Consider the following 20,878-nt stretch of genomic DNA (forward strand, 5'->3'; position numbering starts at 1 on the left):
CAATTCCGAGAACACTATGCCCCGCTTCAAAGTGCTGATTACCGACTATGCCTGGCCCGATGTCACCATCGAACGCGACACGCTGGCCAAGATCGATGCGGAACTCGTCGTCGCGCCGAAGGGGGACATCGAAACCCTGAGCAAACTCGCGGCAGACTGCGACGCCATCATGACCAACTGGGCGAAGGTGCCGCAGCCAGTAATTGAGGCGTGCCCCAACTGCAAGATCGTCTCGCGTCTTGGCATCGGCCTCGACAATATCGACGTCGCCTATTGCACAAGCAAGAACATCCCAGTCACGAATGTGCCCGACTATTGTTTGATCGAAGTGGCCGAACACGCGCTCGCCCAAATGCTCTCGATGGCCCGCAAGATCGCCTTTTACCATCATGAAACGATGAACGGCCGCTACGTGCTGCAAGCGGGTCCGAAGCTGCGCAGAATCGAAGGGCAGACGCTGGGGATTGTCGGCCTCGGCAATATCGGCCGAAAACTGGCCGAAAAAGCACTCGGGCTGAAGATGCGAGTGATCGCCTATAGCCGCAGCCGGAAGGATCCGATGCCCGGCGTGGAGTTCGTTGAACTCGACGACCTGCTCAAGCAGAGCGACTACATTTCGCTGCATACGCCACTCACGGCCGAGAACAAGCAGTGGTTCAATGCCGAAAAGTTCAAGCTGCTCAAACCCACGGCCTATCTGATCAATACCGCCCGCGGCGGCCTCATCGACCACGCCGCCCTGCAAGCGGCCCTCGATGCGGGACAACTCGCCGGCGCAGCGCTCGACGTACAACCGGTCGAACCGCCAGATTTGTCGCAGGCCCCGTTTAACGACCCGCGGGTGATCGTCACGCCGCATGCTGCCTTCGTGTCGGAAGAATCGTTGCAGAACCTTCGTTCGCGCGTGGCTCAGCAAGTGGCCACGTTGCTGACGGGCGGCAAACCCGAAAATATCGTCAACGGCGTTAAAGTCGCTTAGGCGGTCAGCTGCCAAATACTTCGCCTTGCCGCCTTCTATCGCAGTCTGCAATTGCGTCTTTGACCAGGGCTCCGTTTCGACGTAGATATTCTGTAGAAGATTGCGCGACCTCTCCGCGGTTGCAGCGGGGCATTGTCGTCTGCGCATCTTCTCGCCGCTCTTCAGCGAGCAGCGCGTACTGCCCCAGACGTTATCCCCGAACAAGTCGCAATGCACACCATGGACGACCAGGCTCTCGATGTCGCCTCCGCCGAGCACTGGCATGCGACGCTTGCGCGCCGGTTCGACGAGCGTCGCACTCAGGCGCAGGCAGCGCTCGAAGAACAACGCGGCCGCATTCGCAATCTCGAAGCAATGCTCGACCAAAGCTTGCAGCAACTCGCGGGCGAGTTGAACGAGCAGGCCCGCACGCACGACCAATGGTCGGCCGATCATGCGAACTACGAAACGCGGCAGGCTGAGTTTGTCGCTGCCCGGCAAACGCTCGAAGATCAGCAACAGCAACTTGCTCTGCAACGGCAGGCTTGGGAAGCGACCCAGCTGCAAGCGGCCACCGATCAGCAACGCTTCTTCGCCGATCTGCAAGCGCGGTCCCTCGAACATGCCGATCGACAGACCAAGCTCGCCGAACAAGCCCAGCGACTCTCCGAGCAACAGCAGGCGCTGGCCCAACGAGAACTCGCCCTCAGTCAGCGGCAAGCGGAACTGGAAGCGCAGTGCGCACAAGTCGAACAACAACGCCTGGCGCTGCAGCAGGCCGAACAACAGCTGGCCCAGCAGCGGATCGAGTTCGAAAATCAACACGCCAGCCAACTCAACGAACAACTCGAACTGCAGCGGCAACGAGACCAATTGGCTCGCGACCAGGAAGTCGTTGCCGAACGCGAGCGAGATTCCCACAAGCAGCGGCGGCATGTCGCCCAGCAATTGCGGGCCCGCAAGAAAGAGTTGACGGCCGAAATCGAGCTTCATCGCAGCGAAATCCTCTCCAGTGCTCAAGGGCAAGAACTGCAGTTGCAACTACGTCTGACCGAACTGCAAACTCGCTTCGACCGCCAGCAGGAAGAGCTCACGCTCCGCGATCAACAGCAAGAAGAACTCCGCACCCGGCTCGCGCAGCAACAGCCCACGCTCGATCAATCGCAGTCCGAACTTCGCCGCCTGACCGATGCCTTGCGTCAGGCCGAAATGCAGCAGCAAGTCGCCCAGGGCGAATCAAATCGCTATCGCGACATGCTCACGCAGGAGCGCGAAACCGCCGACCGCCAGCGCGAGTCCCTCCGCCAGCAAGCTTCGCTGCAGGCCGAAAAACTCCGCAGCGACATGCAGGCCGAACTCGAACGCTTGCGCCAGGAATTGAACGCCGCACAGCTCCACTCCACGCAACTGCATAACGAACTGGCCCAGTCGCAAAACGATGCAAGTCAGCGGCTCCTCGAACTTCGTAGCGAACTACAGCAATCGGGGGCTGGCCAATCCGAGTCGCTCCAACGGCAATTCAAGCAGTGGGAAGACGAACGGACCAAGCTGCAAATCCGCCTCGACGAACAGATGCAAGAGCGAGCTGCCCTGGCCGCCGAACTGCAACAGTATCGCGACCAGGCCGACTCTCAACTGCTCGACCAGAACTCTTCCAGCAGTCTCTGGGAAGCGGAACGCAACCGCCTCGAGACCCAACTCGAAGAGGCCTTGCAACAAGCCCAACAGCAGCCGCTCCTCAGTGCCGATCTCGACCGCCTGCGCACCGAGAAGCGACAGCTCGAAGCGGCGCTTGCTTTGGCCCAAAAGCAGGCCGACACGGTCGGCGGTTCGCAAGAGATCGACGACCTCCGTCGCCGTTTCGAAATGGCCGTACAAGACGTCCGCGAACTCAAAACCAAGAACACCGAGCTCAACGAGCAACTTTCGAAGGCCAAGCAAGCGTCGGCCAAGTCAGCCGCGGCTGGCCATGCTGCCTCTGGTGCCATGGACTGGGAAACTCGCAAGCAGCAGCTCCTCGCCAAGCTCGAAGCCGATACCGACGAAGAAGACGAGAAGGCCCAGACCGATCGCCTTACCATCGAAGGGACGATCCGCATGACGGACCAGATCGTCGCCGACAAAGAACGCGAACTCATCGAACTCCGCAAGTTGCTCGAAGACCAGTCGAGCAACATCGGCGGCCTCGCCGTCGGGGCAGCTGCCATTGCCAGCATGTTCGATGGCGACGAACTCATCCAGCAAGAACGCGCCAGCCTCAAGCAGATGCAGGAGCAACTGCAGGAACAGCTCAAGCGGGCCGAAATCGACATCAGCGTCGAACGGGCCAAACTCGCCCGCGAACGGGCCACCATGGAAGAACGCCTCCGCGCCTTCGAACAGGACCGGGCCAAATTCCCCGGGGCGAAGGACGTCCCCATCATCGACACCAAGAAAAAGGGGAGTGGCGGCGGTCGTTGGCTCTCCAAACTGGGTCTCGGCGGCGACGAACAGTAAATTCTCACGGCAATCTTCCTGCTCCATTTTTCTTCGGTAACATTTCCGCCGACCCCACGCCTAGCAGAAGTGTCCAAGTCACTTCTCTTCTCAACTAGGCCAAAAAGGGTCGAAAAATGTTACGCAACTGGAAACTCGCGGCTTCTCTCGCGATCGCTATAAGTGCTGGCAGCACAATGAGTTCTGTTGAAGCTGGTGGTTTTGGCGGCTTCGGCGGCGGCAATAAGGGCAGCTCCGGCGGCAGCCGCTCTTCGGGCGGCTTCTCGGGCGGATTCTCCGGCGGCGGGTCCAAATCCTCCGGTGGTTTCAAGTCGGGTGGTTCGAGTGGCCCTGCTGTCATTCGCAGCGGTAACCTGGGTGGCATCAACCTGGGTAGTTCCGGCAATAAGTCAGTTCCACGGAATTCCGGCATCGTCGGCCCGAAGATCGGCAGCCTGGGAAATTCGGGCAACTCTGGTAACTCTGGCATTTCGTCTGTCATTCGCAACATCAGTGGCAGCAAGCCGAGCACGGGAATCAAGCTTCCCGGCGTCGGCACGGTTGGGTCGAACAACGGCTCGTCCAGCGGAATCGCCAACGTGCTGAAGAAGGCCAGCGTCGGCATCAACCCGCAGCACAAGTCGCTTGGTGGTCTCGGAATCAGCGTTGGCAACATCGTTGGTAATAAGGGGCCAGGCAACGGCAATGGTCACGGCAATGGCAATGGTCACGGAAATGGGAATCACCATCACCACAACCATCACAATTTCTGCTCGCCGTTCATTTTCTCGCTCCCGGTGTGCAAGCCCAGCTACTGCCCACCGCCATGCCCCCCGGTCATCTACTATCCGCAACCTTACCCGGTGCCAGTGGGCGAACCCGCTCCCATCCCGGTGCCGACTGCTGATCCCATGGTGGTCGTGGTCAATAACGAAGTGAACGTCAACACCGACCAGCCTGCTGATGCCGCTCCCGCCGCAGTAGCTCCGGTCGAAACCGCCAAGCCAGTGACCGAAGCCACCTCGACGGAAACCAAGCCCGCTGCCCCCCAACCGGCCGACTCGACCGAAGTTGTCAGCACCCCGAGCAACTTGCCGCAGATTCCTGTCGGTGCCACGCTCACCCTGAAGGGAACCGACCTTTCGGACAAGCCAGGCCAGGTGGTGCTGCAACTGGGCGAATTCGCCCTGCCAGCCACCATCAAGGAATGGACGAACGACGCTGTCACCTGCACGCTCCCCGCCCTCGGCCTGACCAAGGCCAGCAAGGCGACTCTGCATGTGCTCAAAGCTGACGGCAAAACCGCCAGCACCATGGACTGCGAACTGGTCATCACCTTGCCCACCTCGATCGAAGTTGCCCCAGCCAGTGCATCCGACATCGACCGGGCCAAGTACGAACAGTAAACCAACCGCAACCAATCCCGGGAGTCACTCCGCGTGACTCCCCACCTCGCGACCCCAGCTGCTCCTCAGCCGCTGGGGTTTTTTCGTGCGCGCACCTCACTCCTTCCTCACTCCCTCGCCTCGGTACTCCGGTCAGTGAAGGGGTCGGGGCAATTTTCGGGATCGCTGACGTTACCTTCAGCTGCCAACCGCTGGCCCGAAACATTGTCCTGACCCATCAGCGCAATTCCGCGACCTCGGTCTCCTCGCGCGATTAACCTCCCTTCCTCACTCCCTCGCTTCGGTACTCCGGGGTGAGGAGCCGCACTGTGCACGACCTTTCCTTCGCTCCCACTCTCCCTCTCTCCCTCTCTCCCCCTCTCCCGCTCCGCCTTCTCCCTTTCCTCCGCCCTTTCCCGTTCCTCCCGCTTCCACGGCTTCTCCGGCTCGACCCACATGCCTGGGATCGGCATGAGGTAGCCACCCACGTCGCGAAAGATGCGGCCGTGCTGGTTAACGTGCAGCGAACTCTTCTTCACGGGCTGCGCGGGCGGCGCGGCTTGCGAACGTTCACCCTGCGACTGCACTGGAAGTTCCGCGGGCCGCTCGTGCGGCTCGAGCAGTTCCGGAGCATGCTGCAACTTGTACGACAGCGACAACTGCTGCGCTAACCGGCTCCTTCCCTCTGCGGTCAGGTTCTGCGGGATCTCTAGCTTGGGAGTAGAAACAGGAGCGGGAATTGACGTCTGGAAATTTCCGGAATCTTCAATTGTTTCGACACGACTCTCTGCACTCTTATCTACTGACTCCTCCACGACTTCCGCCACAATCACTTCCTCCTGTATCCCAAAACTTTCCATTTTCAATTTCCAGAATTCTTCCTCCGTCTTCACTTCTGCATTCTGACTTCTACCTTCTAACTTGTTCTCTTCTTCCTTCTCCCCCTCTCCCTCACTCCCACTCTCCCCCTCTTCCCCCTTCCGCTCCCACTTCGCCAGTTCCCGCAGCGATAGGTCCACCTCCGCGCGCAGTTCGGCGATCATTTCCTCCTTCGTCAGCGCGGCGGGCTCGAACAGTCGACCCTCGCAGCTTAGATCGACCGTGCCGTCGCGCTTGAGCCCGTCGAGTTCGGCCAACTCGCGGCTGATCTCGCGGGCCTCGCGCAGCATCCGTGGATTGCCGCGGCACTGCCGGCTCCACGATTCTTCGCGCTCGATGACGCCGTTCCGTTTTACGACCTTGGCCGAGACGAGCGGCTTGCGCGACTCGCGCCACGCCTCCATCGAATCTTCGTACATCATCTGCAGTTGCCGCCGCCGCAATCGCACGCAGTTGTACAACCGCTGCTCGCGGCTCAGCTCGCGAAACTCCGCCGTTTTTCGCGTGATGTGCGGCACGAGCGAGCCTTGCCACTGCTCCATCTTCTGCACGATTTTGCAGATCGCGCTCGGCGTCAGCTGAAACCTGATCGCCACGTCCTTCTGCTTGCGCCCTTCGACGCGAACCAACTTGAAAATCTCAATATCCTGGGCACTGATGCGTAGCTTGCGAGACATAACGGCTCCTTTCGAAATGAAAAACAAACAATCCCAAACCGGGTCGGGGCAATTTTCGGGCGCGCAGACGTTGCCTTCCGCCGCCCAGCGCCGACCCGAAACATTGTCCTGACCCACTAGCGCAGCCTCGCTAGATCGCCCTGCTCGCGCGATTGTTCCACCCCATCGGGTTCCGGAGGATTTTCGGGCCAACCTCTCTCGGCCCAAGCAACATTTCTCGAGCCCGAAAAACCTCCCGACCCCGGTCAGTAGTTCTCACTAACTGCACAGAACATCCTGCGCAACTACTCACAACATTAATGACATGCTGCTCACCTCGCAAGCACATTTTGAGAACATTTCTAGATAGTTCCCAGCATCTCTAGTGCACAAGCCAATGAACCACCGCCGCAGGGGCGGTGGCGTGAGAAAGAAGTAATGAAAAACGCAGGCCGCACTTGACATGTAAGCATTTACTTACCTATAGTGGCCGCATGGTGACGACTACCACTCGCGAGCCCGACGTCTTCACGGCAATCAGCCACCCTGCGCGGCGGCACATGCTCGACCTGCTGGCGGAAGCCGACCGCTCCGTCAACACGCTGGCGGGTCATTTTCAGATGAGCCGCCCGGCGGTCTCGCAGCACCTGCGCATCTTGCTCGATGCCGGCCTGGTGACCGAGCAGCGGCACGGCCGCGAGCGTCGCTACCACTTTGTCCCCGAGCAACTCGGCCAGGTGCGGGAGTGGATCGCGCAGTACGAGCGATTCTGGGACGATCGACTGAAGCGACTGCAAAAGCTACTCTCGAAAAAGAAGAACGCCCAATGAGCAAATCGATTCAACGAGAGATTCTGATTCCGCAGCCACGGGCTGAGGTCTGGCAAGCAATCACCGACAGCGCTACGCTCGCCGAGTGGATGTTTCCCAATGACTTCGAGCCGCGCGTTGGTCACCATTTCACGTTTCGCGTGCCGGCCAACCCCAAGCTGAATTTCGACGGCCTCACCGTCCGCTGCGAAGTGCTTGAGTGCGAACCGCCCTGTACTACCGCGAGTGGGGAGCATAGCGGGGGCCGACTCGTATTCTCGTGGTCAGCGGGTGGCCCCGTCGAAAATACGCAAGTGAGCTTTCGACTTGAACCCGATGGCGACGGCACGCGCATCTACTTCGAACATTCTGGCTTCGACTTCTCTCAACCCTACGCCGATCAAGCGTTTGGAGGTGCTGAGCACGGCTGGGAGAGGATGTTCAAACATTTAGCCACGGTCGTCGCGGCACTGAAGGCCGCAAGCAATAGACGGCAGTAAGCCGAGACAAATTAACGAACTTCTACTGGCTTCCCTAAAACTCGCCAATCATTGATCACAACATCATGAACCAAAACACCAAACGCTCGATCCTTCGCTGGACTCACATTCTCTTCGGCTTGCCGCTGATCGGCTTCGTCTATGGCCCCCCTGCGGAGACCGAACCGTACCGCTACATGTTTCAATATGTCTTCGTGCCGGTGCTGCTGCTGACAGGACTGTGGATGTGGAAAGGGCATGTGGTGGAACGACTGATCTGGAAAAAAGCGGCCTGACACCGGGCGGCGCAACTGTTCACGTTGGAATTGAGGTGCGGGTTGCGGGTAGAAATGCCACTTCATAGCCCGACGCGTCAGCGAGGGGGAATCAAGTTCAACCATTCCTCGCAGCGGAACGCGAAATCCGCTTTGCTCCCTCGCTAACGCGTCGGGCTACTGAGGAAACTCACCCTGGCAGCGTGAATCGTCAGAATCCAGCAGCGGTGCTCCGGCAACGATATTCAATCAAGGCAAAACAGAACCATGGCTAAAGCAAACAGCAACAAAAAGAAATTGTCGCCAGACCAACATGTGGAGCTACTCAAAGCCTTAGAAGCCCGTTTTGAGGAGAACATGAGCCGGCACAAAGCTCTGGAGTGGGACCAGGTGCTGGCCAAGCTGGAAGCAAGTCCCGACAAGTTGTGGTCGCTGCACGAAATGGAACGAACCGGCGGAGAACCGGATGTTGTTGGTCACGACAAGAAGACGGGCGAGTTCATTTTCATGGATTGCTCCGCAGAAAGCCCCGAGGGCCGCCGCAGTGTTTGTTACGACCGCGCAGGGCTGGAATCAAGGAAAGAACATCGACCGGAAAATACCGCGATCGATATGGCAGCTGCCATGGGCATTGAGTTGCTCACCGAAGAGGAGTATCGCGAGTTGCAGAAACTGGGCAAGTTCGATCTGAAAACGTCGAGCTGGGTGAAGACGCCGGCCGAGATTCGCAAACTGGGCGGCGCGATCTTCTGTGACCGTCGCTATGGCCAGGTATTCATGTATCACAACGGCGCGCAGTCGTATTATGGCGCCAGGGCGTTCCGCGGTTTGTTAAGGGTCTAAGTTCCGGTGAGGAAAGGCACACGGGAAGAGAGACCAGAGTAAGTTACGAGGTAACTGACCTATGGGCGAGGGAATCGCATAGAATGCGGCCTGGCGCTATTGCCACCCATAACCGCACAACGAGCTCTTTCGCCAATGGTCTTTCCCCTTAGTGACGACAATCGCGACCGTCTCATATTTCCGTGGGTGAATGTCAGCCTCATTGCCGTGAACATTTTTGTGTTCGTGGTGCTGCAGGGAATGGGCGCGAACGAATCGTTCACGATGGCGTTTTCGACCGTGCCGCGCGAGATTATCACCGGCAAAGACCAGGTGTCGGCAGACGAGGTGAAGACGTTTCAGACCGCCGAAGGTCCGGTGCAAGTGAAAATCCCCGGGCTGAAGAAAACGCCGGGGTCGGTCTATCTCACCCTGCTAACGTCGATGTTCATGCACGGCAGCTTGGCGCATATCGCCGGGAACATGTGGTTCCTGTGGATCTTTGGCGACAACATCGAGAACGATCTCGGCCGCTTTCGTTACCTGCTGTTTTATCTACTCACCGGGCTTGTCGCTTCGCTGACGCACGTGCTGGTGAGTGCTTCCGGACCATCGTCGCTGATTCCCAGCTTGGGCGCGTCGGGCGCGATCTCGGGCGTGATGGGTGGCTATCTGATGCTTCATCCGCACCGGCAAGTGACGGTGCTGTTGTTTCGCTTCATCACCCAGGTGCCCGGCTATGTGGCCGTGGGCCTGTGGTTTGGTTTTCAGATTGTTAGCAGTTTGCAGGTGCTCGGCGGCAGTGGCGATGGCGTCGCTTACGGCGCGCATATCGGCGGCTTCATTGCCGGAGCTGCCCTGGTGAAGTTGTTCACCTTGGGACTTCCCGAGAACAAACCGCTGACCGACACGCAGCGCCCCACCAGCTATGGCAAGCCGCGCGGCGACTACTACCGCTAACCCGGCCGCTTGTTACGCACTTATACGTGGCATAGGCTTCTAGCCTGTGATGGTACGTGGCATAGGCTTCCAGCCTGTGAACGAAAAGAAACACGACAGGCTGGCAGCCTATCCCACCAATGCAAAGGAGTTCTGCGATGAAGGCTTCTCCCGTCGGGCTGCTCGTCATTCTTCTCAGCGGTCTGCTTGCGGTCACCAGTCGTGGTGCTGAGCCCACAGCCGAATGGCCACAGTTTCTCGGCCCGCAGCGCAACGGCATTTCGGCCGAGACCGGCCTGCTCGATGCCTGGCCTGCAAGTGGCCCCCAGGTCGTTTGGCGGCAACCGGGGGGCGTGGGCATGAGCGGACTGGCGATCAGTCGCGGCCGCGTGCTGACGGTGATTGAACGGGCGGGCAAGCAACAACTGATTGCGCTCTCGTCTGCTGACGGCAAAGAGCTGTGGCTCACGGAACTTGCGCCGGCCTTTCGCAACGCGATGGGCAACGGCACTCGCGCGACACCCACAATCGATGGCCAGCGGGTCTTTGCTTTCACCGGCGAAGGCCTGTTAATCGCCGTCGACTTCGTCACTGGCAAACAGTTGTGGTCGAAAGATACGCTCCGCGAACTGGACTCGCCGCAGGCCGAGTATGGCATGGCCTGCTCGCCACTGGTGGTGGGGGACCATGTCGTCGTCACTGCAGGGACTGCGAAAGAAGCGGTAGCAGCCTTCAATAAAGAGACTGGCGCGCTGGCTTGGAAAGTCGGTCGCGGTCCCGCGGGCTATTCTTCGCCAGCGCTCCTGAATGTCGGCGGCAAGAATCAAATCGTTGTCTTCACCGGCGATGCAGTGCTGGGACTAAATCCCGAAACCGGCGCGCAAGGCTGGCGCTTTCCCTACGAGACCGATTTTGCCTGCAACATTGCCACGCCGGTCGCTTATAAGGGGCAAGTTTTCGTCTCCGCTGGCGAGAATCACGGCAGTGCGCTCCTCGCTTTGAAGGGAACCAATGCGGGCTTTGAGGCCAGCGAAGTCTGGGCTTCGCAAGGTCCCCAAAGCGTGCTGCGGACGGAATGGCAAACAGCGATTCTGCTCGGCGATCACCTCTATGGTTTCGATAACGTCGGTGGTGCCGGGCCCATCTCGCACTTAACGTGCATCAATGCCGCCTCCGGCGAGCGGGTCTGGCAACAGACTCGCTTTGGCAAAGGGAACATGATTGCCGCTGACGGCAAGCTCTTCATCTCGACGATGAACGGCGAACTGGTGATCGCCCGTGCAGCGCCCGAGAAGTACGAAGAACTTGGTCGAATGGAAGTCCTCGGCAGCACGCGACAAGCACCGGCCCTTGCCGGCGGTTTGCTTTATTTGCGCGATGACAAAGAGATCGTTTGTTTGGACGTGCGGAAAAATTAACTTCCGCACACCTTCGGTTTTTGAATCGTGCCTTACCTCCTGCGCGCCGGCGGTACGTCCAGCAAAAACGTATTGTCGTTCTCTTCAATCGTCACTTGAGCCGGCAGAATCACTGGCTCCTGATTGGCGACCGTTTGGTCGACCACCAGCGGCGCGTACTCCACCTTGTAGGTGCCGATTGGCGCACCTTCACGTCGTTCTCCGTGAGTATCGGTCGTGCGGACTGTCGTCAGCGCGAACTGGCCGTTTTCGTCGACCAGGCTGTTGATGATAAACTCCGCTCGATCGGGCACGGGCATGAACCGCACAACTCCGCCGGCCAGCGGCTTGCCACCTTGCATCACTTTGCCAGACGCGGGCTTGAGTGGCTCAAACGAGGGCTGACTCGTTCCACAGCCCACGCAGATCCCGACCAGTACCAGCAACACGCCACACTTCGTCACCGACTGCCAATTCCCAGCGTTCATCTTTTTCTAATTCCTCATTCTCGACGTGAAACATCAACTGACGCGACCATCCACCCCTTACCAATCGCTGTCGAGAACCTCGCCTTCGCGCGGGTCGCAGATGCGTTGCCACGTCAAATCGGACATGGTTCCCGATAAGTTCCGCACACTTCCATCGCCGATCGCAGCAACCATTACGCCCGGGTGATTTCCTTGCGGCACCAGGTAGTTGCAATTGTTGAAGTAGTGCGGCGTAATTTGAAATTTCGCTGCCGGCGGATAGTTCGAGAGACCCGCGCCACTTTTGCCAGCTGCGTAATTGAAGCCTGGCCGCCAGGTGCCGTTGGCATCGGCCCACAGCGTGGCTTGTGCGGTTGTCAGGCTACCGGAGGATCCGCAAGTGGCGGATACTTCGGCAAAAAACACGGTGTTCGACAAACCGTCCGGGATCACGCGTCCCATATCGCGCCGATCGATCGAATAGGTCCGGTTGTTGTCAGGGTCGCCAAACACATAGTTGTTCGGCGCGTAACAGGCGATGGCCCACGCATTCGCACCGCCCGACGTCGTGCGAGCCATGCCCTGCTGATGCGAGTTGTCGCTGGGGCAGATCAGAAACTTCAGCGGCATGTTGTAGGGTCCGCCGCCGGTCAACGTCGGCGAGCAAACCGCAGCAAGTGCCGTCTGTTCGATGTAGGGAAACATGTGGTGGAACACCGTGTAGTTGTGCGCACCAAACGGAGAATCGACCGGAGTCCAGCAGCTGGCAGCGCCAGTCGCGCAAGGGGCTGAAGCCGGGGGCAACGACAGAATCGAGTCGTTCAGATTGTGAATCGACAGAATAATTTGCTTCGCCTGATTGCTGCACTGTGTGCGGCGCGCCGCTTCGCGGGCAGCTTGCACGGCCGGCAACAGCAACGCGACCAGCACGCCAATAATGGCAATCACGACCAGCAGTTCGACTAGCGTGAAAGCACCACGCGATTGACTGCCCCGCTGATCAGCACGACGACTTGAAAACAACAACATAGGACCTCTCCAGAAAAAAGGACGAATCAAAAATGGAGAGGTTGTTCGGCGAGAGCCGCTGGCACTTGCGTAGCGCGCAGCAGCCGATATTGGCGGTAGTGGTTTGAAGGCGACTCTATCCGTTCTGAGAGATCGACTTCGACTGACGGGCGGGGGGAAACACTCCAGGCCAGCTGGTCCGTTACGAACGGCCTGGATAACTATATTTTACGTTATTGCATACTTATGGCTTAACACCTTGGACGATATTCGTTGGCAATCCGTTCCTATTTTTTCGCGTTGCGGCGGGTTTACGTTGGTTTGTCGACTGGCAGTTCGAGCTTGATTTGGTTGTCGTTGGCTTCGATGGTTACGGTCTGCGGCAGTGTCACTGGTTCGCTGTTGCTAACAGTCTGGTCGACGACCACGGGGTAATAAATCACTGAGTACTCGCCCGCTGGAGCGCCAGGCCGCCGCTCGCCGCGAGTATCGGTCGTGCGAACGGTTGTTAGTCGGAAACTTCCATCCTCTTCCACAATGCTGTTGAAGTTGAACTCGGGCTGGTCGGACAGAGGCACAAATCGCAGCGATCCGCCAGCCACGGGCGCACCGGCGCGAACCAGCTTGCCGCTGACAGGATGCAAGGTGGCAAATTCTGGTTGTGCGACGCCATTGCCGCAGCCGCTGAAAATCGTCGTTGTCCAAGTGAGTACGACACAAATGGCTAGTCTCGAATACATGGTGTGAACTGCTCCGCCTGTGATTGCTTTGGTTACCAATCATTGCCGAGCAGTTCGCCCTCGCGGGGATCAACGGCGCGCTGCCAGGTCAGATCGCTCATGCTACCCGACAAAGCGCGCACACTGCCATCGCCGCATGCCACCATGATGATTGTGGGATGAATTCCTTGGGGAGTTTCTGAAAAACAGTTGTTGTAGTAATGGGGAGTGATCTGAAACTTCGGCGAAGGTGGAAAGGTCGTCACCGCGCTGCCACCTTTGCTGGCTCCCAAGTTGAACGCAGGTCTCCAGGTACTGTTCGAATCGGACCACAGGCTGCCGTGGGCAATCGTCACTGAACCGGTGTTGCCACACGTCCCATACATCTCGGCGAGAAAGATCGTGTTTGACAGGCCATCGGTCACAATTCGGCCCATATCCTGCCTGTCCATCGAGAAGGTTTTGCCCTTGGCTACATCGCCAAACACGTAGTTGTTCACACCATAATTGGTGATGCCCCAACTGGTGGCACCTCCATAGGGCGTCAGGCACTTGCCCGATTTGTGAGTGTTGTCGGAAGGGCAAATCAACCCACGGATAACGGTGGGATATTGCCCGCCGCCATACGTGGTGATGTCGAATTTACTGGCGAGATTGCTCTGCTCCATGTACGGAAAAATGAAGTGATAGGCCGTGTAGTTGTGCTTGCCGAAGGGACTGTCGTTCGGCGTGTAGCAGGTTGCCACCGCGGGATTCGCACAGGGCGCACAAGTCGGCGGCAGGGAAAGAATCGAGTCGTTGTGGTTGTGAATGGCCAGGGCCACTTGCTTGAGTTGATTGCCACACTGCGTCCGGCGCGCCGCTTCGCGGGCACTTTGCACGGCAGGCAATAAGAGTGCGACCAGGACACCAATAATGGCGATTACCACGAGCAGTTCCACAAGTGTGAAACCAGGTTGCGAGCGGCGGAAACAGCAGCTAGTTGAAGAACCTAGCAAACGCCTCATAAGAACCTCTCCCGACAGACAGCAAAAGAACCAAGCCTTGGGAGAGTGATTTCAGGTTATCCAAGCGACCGCCTGATTGCCTAGGCGTGAATTCGCAAAATTTGCCTGCGGCTTCCCGCCGTTCGAATCGAAAACCGCTGAACCTAGGGGGAGTCAAATCCCGCCACACCCCCAACGGAGCGGTTTAATTCTCTGAACATCGCGTCTTAGCGCTCTGGCGCTTTCGTTTCGTAACGATTCAAGCAGTATCTGAAACGTCTTCACCGTTCTCGCAAGCTCTTGAGGGGCAGATGTTCACGATTCTGAACATTTTGTTCAGCCATTCGCCTTCGAGCGCTAAGAACGCTTAACATCGGCTGAACACTTTGCTTCGCAGTTTGAACGCTTCAAAATGCTGTTATCTCTTTACGTTGTTTCAATTTACGAGCACTTTGACAAGAATTCTTCGCGCGTGTTTTGCTTTTGGTACAGATTCTGCCAATGATAGTGAACATGCCGGTAACGCCGGTTAACACGAAGAAGCAGAATTCCCTGATGAGTCGCGAAGTGCCGGCTGGATTGTTTCCTGTCGGAGTTAGCGGCGAGCAGCATGAGCGAAGGAGTGAGTCCGTGAAGAATTTATTGTGGAAGATGTGGCACGAGACGGACGGCGTGCTGTCGTTTGAATGGACGTTGTTGACGTCGCTGTTGACGGTCGGCGTGGTCTCGGGGGTCACGGCGGTTCGAGACAGCACGATCGATGAATTCGGCGACGTTTCGCAGGCCATGTTGAGCCTCGATCAGTCGTACTTCATCGACGCTCCGCTGGTGATTGGCGTGCACACGACCTATTACGGCTTTGGCAACTACCCCACTGCTGCCAGCAGCTCGCGCTTTATCGACGCAGCGCGTTACACCGACTGCGCACGGGGCGGTATCAAGGTGCAGGAGTTCAACTGGAAGGCCGGCGGTCTGAAAGCCACCGGACCAGCTGGACCGGTCGATCCAGTGGAATACGAAGACGCCCTCTAATGTCTGGGACGATCTTGGTTCAACCGCGGCCACAAACGACGGATTGAACCAGATGAACCATGTTCACTCTCTGATACAGGGAGTGAACGCCGGCCGCACAATCGGCTTAACCGATACAAGTGAAGTGCAGACGCGGATTGAAACCGGTGAAGCGGCAATTCGCGCGAGATGTAAAGTAGAGTTTTCAGTGGCTGAGTAGCCCAGACTGGGCTCGGCACAGTTTCGCCAACACCGCTTCCCAAACTCGTTGTGACTGCCGCGAGTGTGTGCCCACGCTCCGGCCGAATGTTTCGACTCCTTGTTATGCCAGAGATTCGTGATCTGAACGTCCGCCAAATCAAGCCTGGTGGGAGTGCCCCCCGCCAGGCCTGATCCCAAACTCACCTTTCTTCTGTACCAGGAGGAAAGGATCGACGCGGCGACAGATTCACGGAAAGCACGCTCCGCTGCTGAGTTCGCTCAGCAGCGGAGTTTTTTTATGGCCCTCTGGCCTCTTTGCTGCGTACTCCACCGCGCAGCTGCTGACCATTTTTGGCACGCGCATTCGTGCTCTCTTTTTGAAACATATGTTGCCGCACGTAAACATTGTGCTTCGCGCATCGCGCACGTCATGTTTCGTAACCACAACATCCACGCGTCACTCACCAAGTGGCGGGGCAACGCACTACGTTTCTCTAAGCCCAATCGGCATAACAGCTAAGTCACTGTCGAGAAAAAATTACTGAGAACCTTCTTACGCGTGGCATGAAGAGTGCAAAGCAACTCGGCACGAGAAAGTCGGCGCTTCGGGCACAACAAGCGCCGACGGAACAGTTCTGTGTTGAACGGTTCCACACGTGTTTTCCGTGTTCCTGGTACAAGGAGTTTGGGATGAAGAATGTTTTGGCTCGTGTTTGGAAGGAGGAGGACGGCGTCCTCTCCTTCGAATGGGTACTGCTCGTGACTTTGCTCACGATCGGTATCGTCAGCGGTCTCGCCGGTGCTCGCGATGCGATCATCGACGAACTGGGCGACGTGGCTCAGGCAATGTTGGCGTTGGATCAGTCGTACGTAATCGACTTCCCGTTGGCCGTCATCGTTCACACTTCGACGACGACCTCGGGTGCCAGTGATTCGGCCTTCACCGACTTCCTGTTCTACACCGACTGTGCGCGTGTAACTTCCACGACGGGTCAGGGTCCGGTTTCGGACATTGAGTCGTAAGCTGTCGAAAATCAAATGCGAACTTGCCCGATCCTGAGAGGTCGGGCGAGTTTGTGTTGACCTTCAACTTCGTGTTGAAGGTTGGCAACTTGTCTCTGGTGTACTGGTAATTGCAGGCTCAATCATGACTCGCATCGCGACTCTCTGGTGGCACGAAGAAGACGGCGTCCTCTCGTTCGAGTGGGCAGTCCTCCTCACGTTGCTGTGCATTGGCATTGTCAGCGGTCTGGCAGCTGCCCGTGATGCGGTGATTGACGAGTTGGGCGATGTCGCCCAGGCCATGCAGGCCTTGGACGGAACCTATGAAATCGACCTCCCCTTAGCGTTCACGTTCATTTATCCACCCGCAGTTGACGGTGACCCCGATGTTGTGGTGGATATTGGCGGCGCGAGCGACAGCGGATTCTTGGATTCTTTCTTCTATACGGATTGCAGTCGAGTCACCGGCCCGGTCGGTCAACTCCCTCGGCCCGTATCGGACATCGAATCCTAATTTTCCGGGCAACCATCGAATACTCAATTCAACAACGTTCACTCAATACCTACGCTGAATTTGGAACAACTTGCTGGGACTGGCAAAGCCAAATTCGCACTCCCCCTCTGTGTCGAAGGTAGTTCAATCATGCAAATGTTCTCGCGAATGTGGAACGAAGACGATGGCGTCTTGTCGTTCGAATGGGTTCTCCTCGTTACCCTGCTCACCATCGGCATTGTCAGCGGCGTCGCTGGCGCTCGTGATGCTATCATCGATGAACTAGGCGATGCGGCCCAGGCGATGATGGCGCTCGATCAATCGTATGTGATCGACTTCCCACTAGCCGTTATTGTTCATACCGCCACGACAACCTCGGGGTCCAGCGATTCGGCCTTCACCGATTTCCTGGAGTACACCGATTGCGATCGAACATTGCGTGGCTTGCTTGATCCACCGTTCGAAAACCAGGGACTCAACAATCCTGAACTTTTGCTTGATGAACCAGACGAAGGCGTCTAAGAACCTATTCACCGCCAGCCATGAAGGCGGCGGCGAACCATACGAGCGATTGAGAAAGCCGCTTGTCGATTTTTTGATCCTACCGCAGCGTCTGCCGCCACGGCCGACGCACTTCATGACGAGGGAAAAGAAGCGCACCATGAACAGCACCTTGAAGCAGATGTGGGTCGAGCAAGACGGCGTTCTCTCGTTCGAGTGGACGCTCCTCGTCACCCTGGTGACCATTGGCATTGTCAGTGGACTGGCTGGCGCACGCGATGCAATCATCGACGAACTGGGGGACGTGGCCGAAGCTGCCCAAGGCATCGATCAAAGCTTTTCATTGGCCGCGCTGGTCGTTAATTTCGATGGCGTGGGACCACCGGAATTCACAACGAACGCCAGCGTATTTGCAGAAGTTAACGGAGTCGACAACGCCTACACCGACTGTGGCCGTGTGAGCCAACCGCTGGGTCAAAACACCGTGGCAAGTCCTTCTTCCGACATCGAGTCCTGATCGCCACTCGGCAAGCAGGGTACTCGGGAATCAGTTTCAGGCTGTCGGATCGGAGATGCTGTGATGTTCAAGACTGCGATGCTTAAGGCTGCCATGCTCAAGACAGTGCGGCTGTTGTGGCAAGAAGAAGATGGGGTTCTCTCGTTTGAGTGGAGCCTGCTGGGTGTGATTGTTGTGTTCGGCATTGTCGGCGGCCTGGCGGGCGCTCGCGATGCCATTATCGATGAACTGGGTGACACCGCCCAAGCGCTGCTTTCGATCGACCAAAGCTACTCATTCGCCGGCATTCCCGGCGTTCTCGATGCGTCGGTCTACACCGACGTGCGAGTGACCGTTATCGACTGCGATCGAAATTTCGCTGACGTGGGAGTGCCACCACTTTGGGATAACGAGTCCTAAAGTTGGATCGTAGTGACTGTAAGGCTTGAACTGTTGGATTTCTGGGAGTGAGAGTTGCCAAAGGGCAACATACTAACGAGGAAGCGGCAAGAAGCTGCAACCTCTTTAGTAAGACGTAGAGTTAAAGTCGAGATTTCACGTTCGCACCGTTGCGCACGTGCTCACTTCCGTCCGAGAGAGGCAGGCTGCCGATGATCGTGGGTTACGATTACGTTGCGCTGGTCGCTGGTTTTGTTACCGCTGCTGCGGTGACCGATTACCGCACTCGCAAGATTCCGAATTGGCTAACGGTGCCGGCCGCGATTCTGGGCCTGGCCTACCACTCCTTTGCTCCGGGCGGCTTCGGCCCGTTGACTGCACTCGCCGGTTTTGCCGTCGGCTTTGTCTTGTTGCTGCTCCCTTGGATCCTGGGTGGTGGCGGCATGGGCGACGTCAAGCTGCTGGCCGCCTTGGGAGCCTGGCTCGGACCGCTCTACATCCTTGTCGCTTTCGCGCTGGGAACCTGCTTCGCCTCGACCATGGCAATGGCCCTGATGCTCAGCAGCGTGATCACCAGCGGAGTCTCGGCGACCCAGCGACAATATTTGACCGCCGGCGCAAGCGGTGGCACGTCCACCGGTCCGGGAAAAGCCAAGAAACCGAAACGCTTCCTGCCGTTTGTTATCCCCGTCGCCATGGGTACGTGGTTGGTTTTGGCCTGGATGTTGCTTCGTAGTCAAACACACTAACTTCTGAGCAGAATTTGAGGACGCGGATAGTCTCTTGTTGCTTCCCAGCGACAAAGTGTTGCCAAACGTTGACATGACGCATCATCACTTCCGTAGAACCACCGACATTGAGTACCCACGATGAAGTTGTTCGGAAAATCCGCACTCGTCGCTCGCGCTAAGCAGACTGCCGCTCGACGCGGGATTGCCTCTGCCGCTCGGCGCGGAGCCGTGCTCGCGCTCGAATTGGTTCTGGCGCTGCCGATCCTGCTGATCGTGCTGGTCGCTACGGTTGAGTTCGGCATTCTGCTCATGGCTTCGCAAGGCGTAGGTGCCGCGGCCAGCATCGGCAGCCGCAATGCAGCTTTGCCCAGTTCTTCGCGAGCCAGTGTCGAAGCGGCCGTGAGCACGGCACTCGATGGTTACGTTTGGAACGGCATGGAAGAGGTCGTCATTCACGTCGACTACAACGACAACGCCGGCTTCCTGCCGGACGAAGGAGCCAACAATCGGCTGGCGAATGCTCCTTCAGGTTCCCTTGTGAGCGTCTCCGTGAACGTCTTTATGGACGATGCGGCACCGGATTTGCTTCGGCAGTTCGGTATTAGCATTGCGAATAAAGAATTGACAACAACCTTTGTGACTCGCAAGGAATAACCCTACTTTTCGGAATTTACGGCACTCGAAGTGGTGAGGAGATTTTGACGTGAAGCGTATTAGTCCCGCAACAGTGACGTTTGGCTTAATGGCCGTCGTCCTCGGCCTTGTGGCCGCCTACATCGTGAAGCAGGCTTTGAACAAGCCGGTGGTGGTTCAGCCGCCGCCGGTCGTCGTACCCGCGCCGGTCGATCCTGGCGTGCGCGTGGTCTTCGCGAAGGCCAACATCACGAAGAACAGCCGAATCCTCGCCGGCGATTTGTACACCACGTTCGTTCCCCGCACAGCCAAGGCGGCCACCGGCACAGTGCCCGACGTCAGCCAGATCGAAGGCCGAATCTCGAAGGTAACGATCAAAGCCGGCCAGGCCATTCGCGACGAATATCTGCTCGGCATTGGCGAGGGCTTACCAAACTTGGCCGAGCGCTTGCCGCCGGGCATGCGAGCGGTCACGGTTTCGGTACAAGATCCAGAAGCTGGCGGTAAACGTCTCGCGGAAGGTGACCATGTCGATATTTCACTAACCGTCGAAGGTACGCATCCCGACCTGGGCGAAGTGACCACGCGCACGCTCATGCGGAATGTCCTCGTCGTCGATGCAATCGCTAGCCGGCCAACGATTCGCGGAGTCCGTCGCTCACAAGATCAAATGGAAAGCAACCTGACTTTCGCCGTGAGCCCCGCCGATGCCAACAAACTGATCGTGGCTCAGCGCACGGGCACACTGAAGGTTAATCTGGTGGCAGCTGCCGACCTCCAGCAACCTCCTCTCGATGCCAACGACAGCATCACGCGCCGCCAACTGCTGGGTCTGGCCGACATTCCGCCGCCGGTCCAGGTTGTCCCACCCAGGAAGTACACCGTGGAAAAGTGGTCCGGTGGCAGCATGCGAGTGCTGGAGATGTCGGGCGATCGCGTTCGTGACGTTCGCGACGTGAACACCAACACAAAGGCAGTCGAACCTCCACCCGCGGCCGCCGATCCATTCAAGACGAGCTCTACCCACAGTGGTGTGAAAGAACCCGTCCGCGGCGCTGTTCAATACGAAGCAGATTACGCCGCTGTTCCCGCCGAGTAGCACTCGCGACCGTGCGCCCGACTGCACACGGTCGACAACTGTTCCTTTTTAGTCTGTC

Annotated in this window: 23 protein-coding genes; 18 read left to right on the forward strand and 5 right to left on the reverse strand. The window is 57.9% G+C overall.

Features of this window, described 5'->3' with window-relative positions; all coding sequences use genetic code 11:
* Positions 1–16: 16 nt before the first annotated feature.
* From ETAA8_RS29480 to ETAA8_RS29490, 3 genes are all read left to right on the forward strand, one after another.
* Entirely contained in the window at positions 17–979 is a 963-nt protein-coding gene (locus tag ETAA8_RS29480; protein WP_145097433.1) for a C-terminal binding protein, read from the forward strand.
* A 210-nt stretch (positions 980–1,189) separates the two neighbouring features.
* Positions 1,190–3,454, forward strand: a complete 2,265-nt coding sequence (locus tag ETAA8_RS29485; RefSeq protein ID WP_145097436.1) for a coiled-coil domain-containing protein — start codon at positions 1,190–1,192, stop codon at positions 3,452–3,454.
* 176 nt (positions 3,455–3,630) lie between these two features.
* Positions 3,631–4,839: a hypothetical protein gene (locus tag ETAA8_RS29490; RefSeq protein ID WP_145097439.1), complete on the forward strand. Its 1,209-nt coding sequence runs from the start codon at positions 3,631–3,633 to the stop codon at positions 4,837–4,839.
* Between the two features lie 107 nt (positions 4,840–4,946).
* Here the strand turns inward: ETAA8_RS29490 and ETAA8_RS29495 are convergent, their stop codons facing one another.
* Positions 4,947–6,374, reverse strand: coding sequence for a hypothetical protein (locus tag ETAA8_RS29495; protein ID WP_145097442.1), 1,428 nt, complete (start codon positions 6,372–6,374; stop codon positions 4,947–4,949).
* Between the two features lie 437 nt (positions 6,375–6,811).
* On the opposite strand from ETAA8_RS29495, the gene ETAA8_RS29500 reads away from it, so the two are divergent.
* The 6 genes from ETAA8_RS29500 (at position 6,812) to ETAA8_RS29525 (ending at position 11,095) form a co-directional block, all read left to right on the forward strand.
* The gene (locus ETAA8_RS29500; protein WP_238397611.1) at positions 6,812–7,183 is read left to right on the forward strand and encodes an ArsR/SmtB family transcription factor; all 372 of its coding nucleotides are present in this window, start codon (positions 6,812–6,814) and stop codon (positions 7,181–7,183) included.
* Complete coding sequence (locus ETAA8_RS29505; protein ID WP_145097445.1) at positions 7,180–7,662, forward strand: SRPBCC family protein; 483 nt, start codon at positions 7,180–7,182, stop codon at positions 7,660–7,662. The genes ETAA8_RS29500 and ETAA8_RS29505 overlap by 4 nt, the downstream gene beginning before the upstream one ends.
* 65 nt (positions 7,663–7,727) lie before the next feature.
* Positions 7,728–7,937 (forward strand): hypothetical protein, encoded by a 210-nt coding sequence (locus ETAA8_RS29510; RefSeq protein WP_145097448.1) that lies wholly within the window; start codon positions 7,728–7,730, stop codon positions 7,935–7,937.
* 246 nt (positions 7,938–8,183) lie between these two features.
* Positions 8,184–8,759 carry a DUF4256 domain-containing protein gene (locus ETAA8_RS29515; RefSeq protein WP_145097451.1) on the forward strand — a complete coding sequence of 192 codons (576 nt, stop codon included), beginning with the start codon at positions 8,184–8,186 and terminating at the stop codon, positions 8,757–8,759.
* A gap of 135 nt (positions 8,760–8,894) precedes the next feature.
* Positions 8,895–9,698 carry a rhomboid family intramembrane serine protease gene (locus ETAA8_RS29520; protein ID WP_145097455.1) on the forward strand — a complete coding sequence of 268 codons (804 nt, stop codon included), beginning with the start codon at positions 8,895–8,897 and terminating at the stop codon, positions 9,696–9,698.
* A gap of 137 nt (positions 9,699–9,835) precedes the next feature.
* Entirely contained in the window at positions 9,836–11,095 is a 1,260-nt protein-coding gene (locus tag ETAA8_RS29525; RefSeq protein ID WP_145097458.1) for a PQQ-like beta-propeller repeat protein, read from the forward strand.
* Positions 11,096–11,127: 32 nt separating this feature from the next.
* On the opposite strand, the gene ETAA8_RS29530 is transcribed toward ETAA8_RS29525, so the two are convergent.
* The 4 genes from ETAA8_RS29530 to ETAA8_RS29545 all read right to left on the reverse strand — a co-directional run bounded on the left by ETAA8_RS29530 (position 11,128) and on the right by ETAA8_RS29545 (position 14,275).
* Positions 11,128–11,562, reverse strand: a complete 435-nt coding sequence (locus ETAA8_RS29530; protein ID WP_145097461.1) for a hypothetical protein — start codon at positions 11,560–11,562, stop codon at positions 11,128–11,130.
* Between the two features lie 57 nt (positions 11,563–11,619).
* Entirely contained in the window at positions 11,620–12,570 is a 951-nt protein-coding gene (locus ETAA8_RS29535) for a DUF1559 family PulG-like putative transporter (RefSeq protein WP_145097464.1), read from the reverse strand.
* A gap of 290 nt (positions 12,571–12,860) precedes the next feature.
* Complete coding sequence (locus ETAA8_RS29540; RefSeq protein ID WP_145097467.1) at positions 12,861–13,289, reverse strand: hypothetical protein; 429 nt, start codon at positions 13,287–13,289, stop codon at positions 12,861–12,863.
* Positions 13,290–13,321: 32 nt separating this feature from the next.
* On the reverse strand, positions 13,322–14,275 hold the full coding sequence (locus tag ETAA8_RS29545; RefSeq protein ID WP_145097470.1) for a DUF1559 family PulG-like putative transporter: 954 nt from the start codon (positions 14,273–14,275) through the stop codon (positions 13,322–13,324).
* A gap of 609 nt (positions 14,276–14,884) precedes the next feature.
* On the opposite strand from ETAA8_RS29545, the gene ETAA8_RS29550 reads away from it, so the two are divergent.
* The 9 genes from ETAA8_RS29550 to cpaB all read left to right on the forward strand — a co-directional run bounded on the left by ETAA8_RS29550 (position 14,885) and on the right by cpaB (position 20,820).
* Entirely contained in the window at positions 14,885–15,286 is a 402-nt protein-coding gene (locus tag ETAA8_RS29550) for a Flp family type IVb pilin (protein WP_145097473.1), read from the forward strand.
* 870 nt (positions 15,287–16,156) lie between these two features.
* On the forward strand, positions 16,157–16,489 hold the full coding sequence (locus ETAA8_RS29555; RefSeq protein WP_145097476.1) for a Flp family type IVb pilin: 333 nt from the start codon (positions 16,157–16,159) through the stop codon (positions 16,487–16,489).
* A 124-nt stretch (positions 16,490–16,613) separates the two neighbouring features.
* Positions 16,614–16,982 (forward strand): Flp family type IVb pilin, encoded by a 369-nt coding sequence (locus ETAA8_RS29560; protein WP_145097479.1) that lies wholly within the window; start codon positions 16,614–16,616, stop codon positions 16,980–16,982.
* Between the two features lie 129 nt (positions 16,983–17,111).
* Positions 17,112–17,483 (forward strand): hypothetical protein, encoded by a 372-nt coding sequence (locus tag ETAA8_RS29565; RefSeq protein ID WP_238397612.1) that lies wholly within the window; start codon positions 17,112–17,114, stop codon positions 17,481–17,483.
* A 139-nt stretch (positions 17,484–17,622) separates the two neighbouring features.
* The gene (locus tag ETAA8_RS35480; RefSeq protein WP_238397613.1) at positions 17,623–17,979 is read left to right on the forward strand and encodes a hypothetical protein; all 357 of its coding nucleotides are present in this window, start codon (positions 17,623–17,625) and stop codon (positions 17,977–17,979) included.
* A 63-nt stretch (positions 17,980–18,042) separates the two neighbouring features.
* A complete protein-coding gene (locus tag ETAA8_RS35035; RefSeq protein WP_202921341.1) occupies positions 18,043–18,378 on the forward strand; it encodes a hypothetical protein in 336 nt (111 codons plus the stop codon).
* Positions 18,379–18,569: 191 nt separating this feature from the next.
* A complete protein-coding gene (locus ETAA8_RS29580; RefSeq protein ID WP_145097482.1) occupies positions 18,570–19,106 on the forward strand; it encodes an A24 family peptidase in 537 nt (178 codons plus the stop codon).
* Between the two features lie 120 nt (positions 19,107–19,226).
* Positions 19,227–19,742 carry a TadE family protein gene (locus ETAA8_RS29585; RefSeq protein WP_145097485.1) on the forward strand — a complete coding sequence of 172 codons (516 nt, stop codon included), beginning with the start codon at positions 19,227–19,229 and terminating at the stop codon, positions 19,740–19,742.
* 49 nt (positions 19,743–19,791) lie between these two features.
* Complete coding sequence (gene cpaB, locus ETAA8_RS29590; RefSeq protein ID WP_145097489.1) at positions 19,792–20,820, forward strand: Flp pilus assembly protein CpaB; 1,029 nt, start codon at positions 19,792–19,794, stop codon at positions 20,818–20,820.
* The last annotated feature ends 58 nt before the right edge of the window (positions 20,821–20,878 follow it).

Origin of the sequence: Anatilimnocola aggregata (assembly GCF_007747655.1) — a bacterium.
Lineage (GTDB): Bacteria > Planctomycetota > Planctomycetia > Pirellulales > Pirellulaceae > Anatilimnocola > Anatilimnocola aggregata.

Coding starts and splice junctions, on each gene's coding strand:
- ETAA8_RS29480 (WP_145097433.1), top strand. CDS start 17: ATGCCCCGCTTCAAAGTGCTGATTACCGACTATGCCTGGCCCGATGTC.
- ETAA8_RS29485 (WP_145097436.1), top strand. CDS start 1,190: ATGCACACCATGGACGACCAGGCTCTCGATGTCGCCTCCGCCGAGCAC.
- ETAA8_RS29490 (WP_145097439.1), top strand. CDS start 3,631: ATGAGTTCTGTTGAAGCTGGTGGTTTTGGCGGCTTCGGCGGCGGCAAT.
- ETAA8_RS29495 (WP_145097442.1), bottom strand. CDS start 6,374: ATGTCTCGCAAGCTACGCATCAGTGCCCAGGATATTGAGATTTTCAAG.
- ETAA8_RS29505 (WP_145097445.1), top strand. CDS start 7,180: ATGAGCAAATCGATTCAACGAGAGATTCTGATTCCGCAGCCACGGGCT.
- ETAA8_RS29510 (WP_145097448.1), top strand. CDS start 7,728: ATGAACCAAAACACCAAACGCTCGATCCTTCGCTGGACTCACATTCTC.
- ETAA8_RS29515 (WP_145097451.1), top strand. CDS start 8,184: ATGGCTAAAGCAAACAGCAACAAAAAGAAATTGTCGCCAGACCAACAT.
- ETAA8_RS29520 (WP_145097455.1), top strand. CDS start 8,895: ATGGTCTTTCCCCTTAGTGACGACAATCGCGACCGTCTCATATTTCCG.
- ETAA8_RS29525 (WP_145097458.1), top strand. CDS start 9,836: ATGAAGGCTTCTCCCGTCGGGCTGCTCGTCATTCTTCTCAGCGGTCTG.
- ETAA8_RS29530 (WP_145097461.1), bottom strand. CDS start 11,562: ATGAACGCTGGGAATTGGCAGTCGGTGACGAAGTGTGGCGTGTTGCTG.
- ETAA8_RS29535 (WP_145097464.1), bottom strand. CDS start 12,570: ATGTTGTTGTTTTCAAGTCGTCGTGCTGATCAGCGGGGCAGTCAATCG.
- ETAA8_RS29540 (WP_145097467.1), bottom strand. CDS start 13,289: ATGTATTCGAGACTAGCCATTTGTGTCGTACTCACTTGGACAACGACG.
- ETAA8_RS29545 (WP_145097470.1), bottom strand. CDS start 14,275: ATGAGGCGTTTGCTAGGTTCTTCAACTAGCTGCTGTTTCCGCCGCTCG.
- ETAA8_RS29555 (WP_145097476.1), top strand. CDS start 16,157: ATGAAGAATGTTTTGGCTCGTGTTTGGAAGGAGGAGGACGGCGTCCTC.
- ETAA8_RS29560 (WP_145097479.1), top strand. CDS start 16,614: ATGACTCGCATCGCGACTCTCTGGTGGCACGAAGAAGACGGCGTCCTC.
- ETAA8_RS29565 (WP_238397612.1), top strand. CDS start 17,112: ATGCAAATGTTCTCGCGAATGTGGAACGAAGACGATGGCGTCTTGTCG.
- ETAA8_RS35480 (WP_238397613.1), top strand. CDS start 17,623: ATGAACAGCACCTTGAAGCAGATGTGGGTCGAGCAAGACGGCGTTCTC.
- ETAA8_RS35035 (WP_202921341.1), top strand. CDS start 18,043: ATGTTCAAGACTGCGATGCTTAAGGCTGCCATGCTCAAGACAGTGCGG.
- ETAA8_RS29580 (WP_145097482.1), top strand. CDS start 18,570: ATGATCGTGGGTTACGATTACGTTGCGCTGGTCGCTGGTTTTGTTACC.
- ETAA8_RS29585 (WP_145097485.1), top strand. CDS start 19,227: ATGAAGTTGTTCGGAAAATCCGCACTCGTCGCTCGCGCTAAGCAGACT.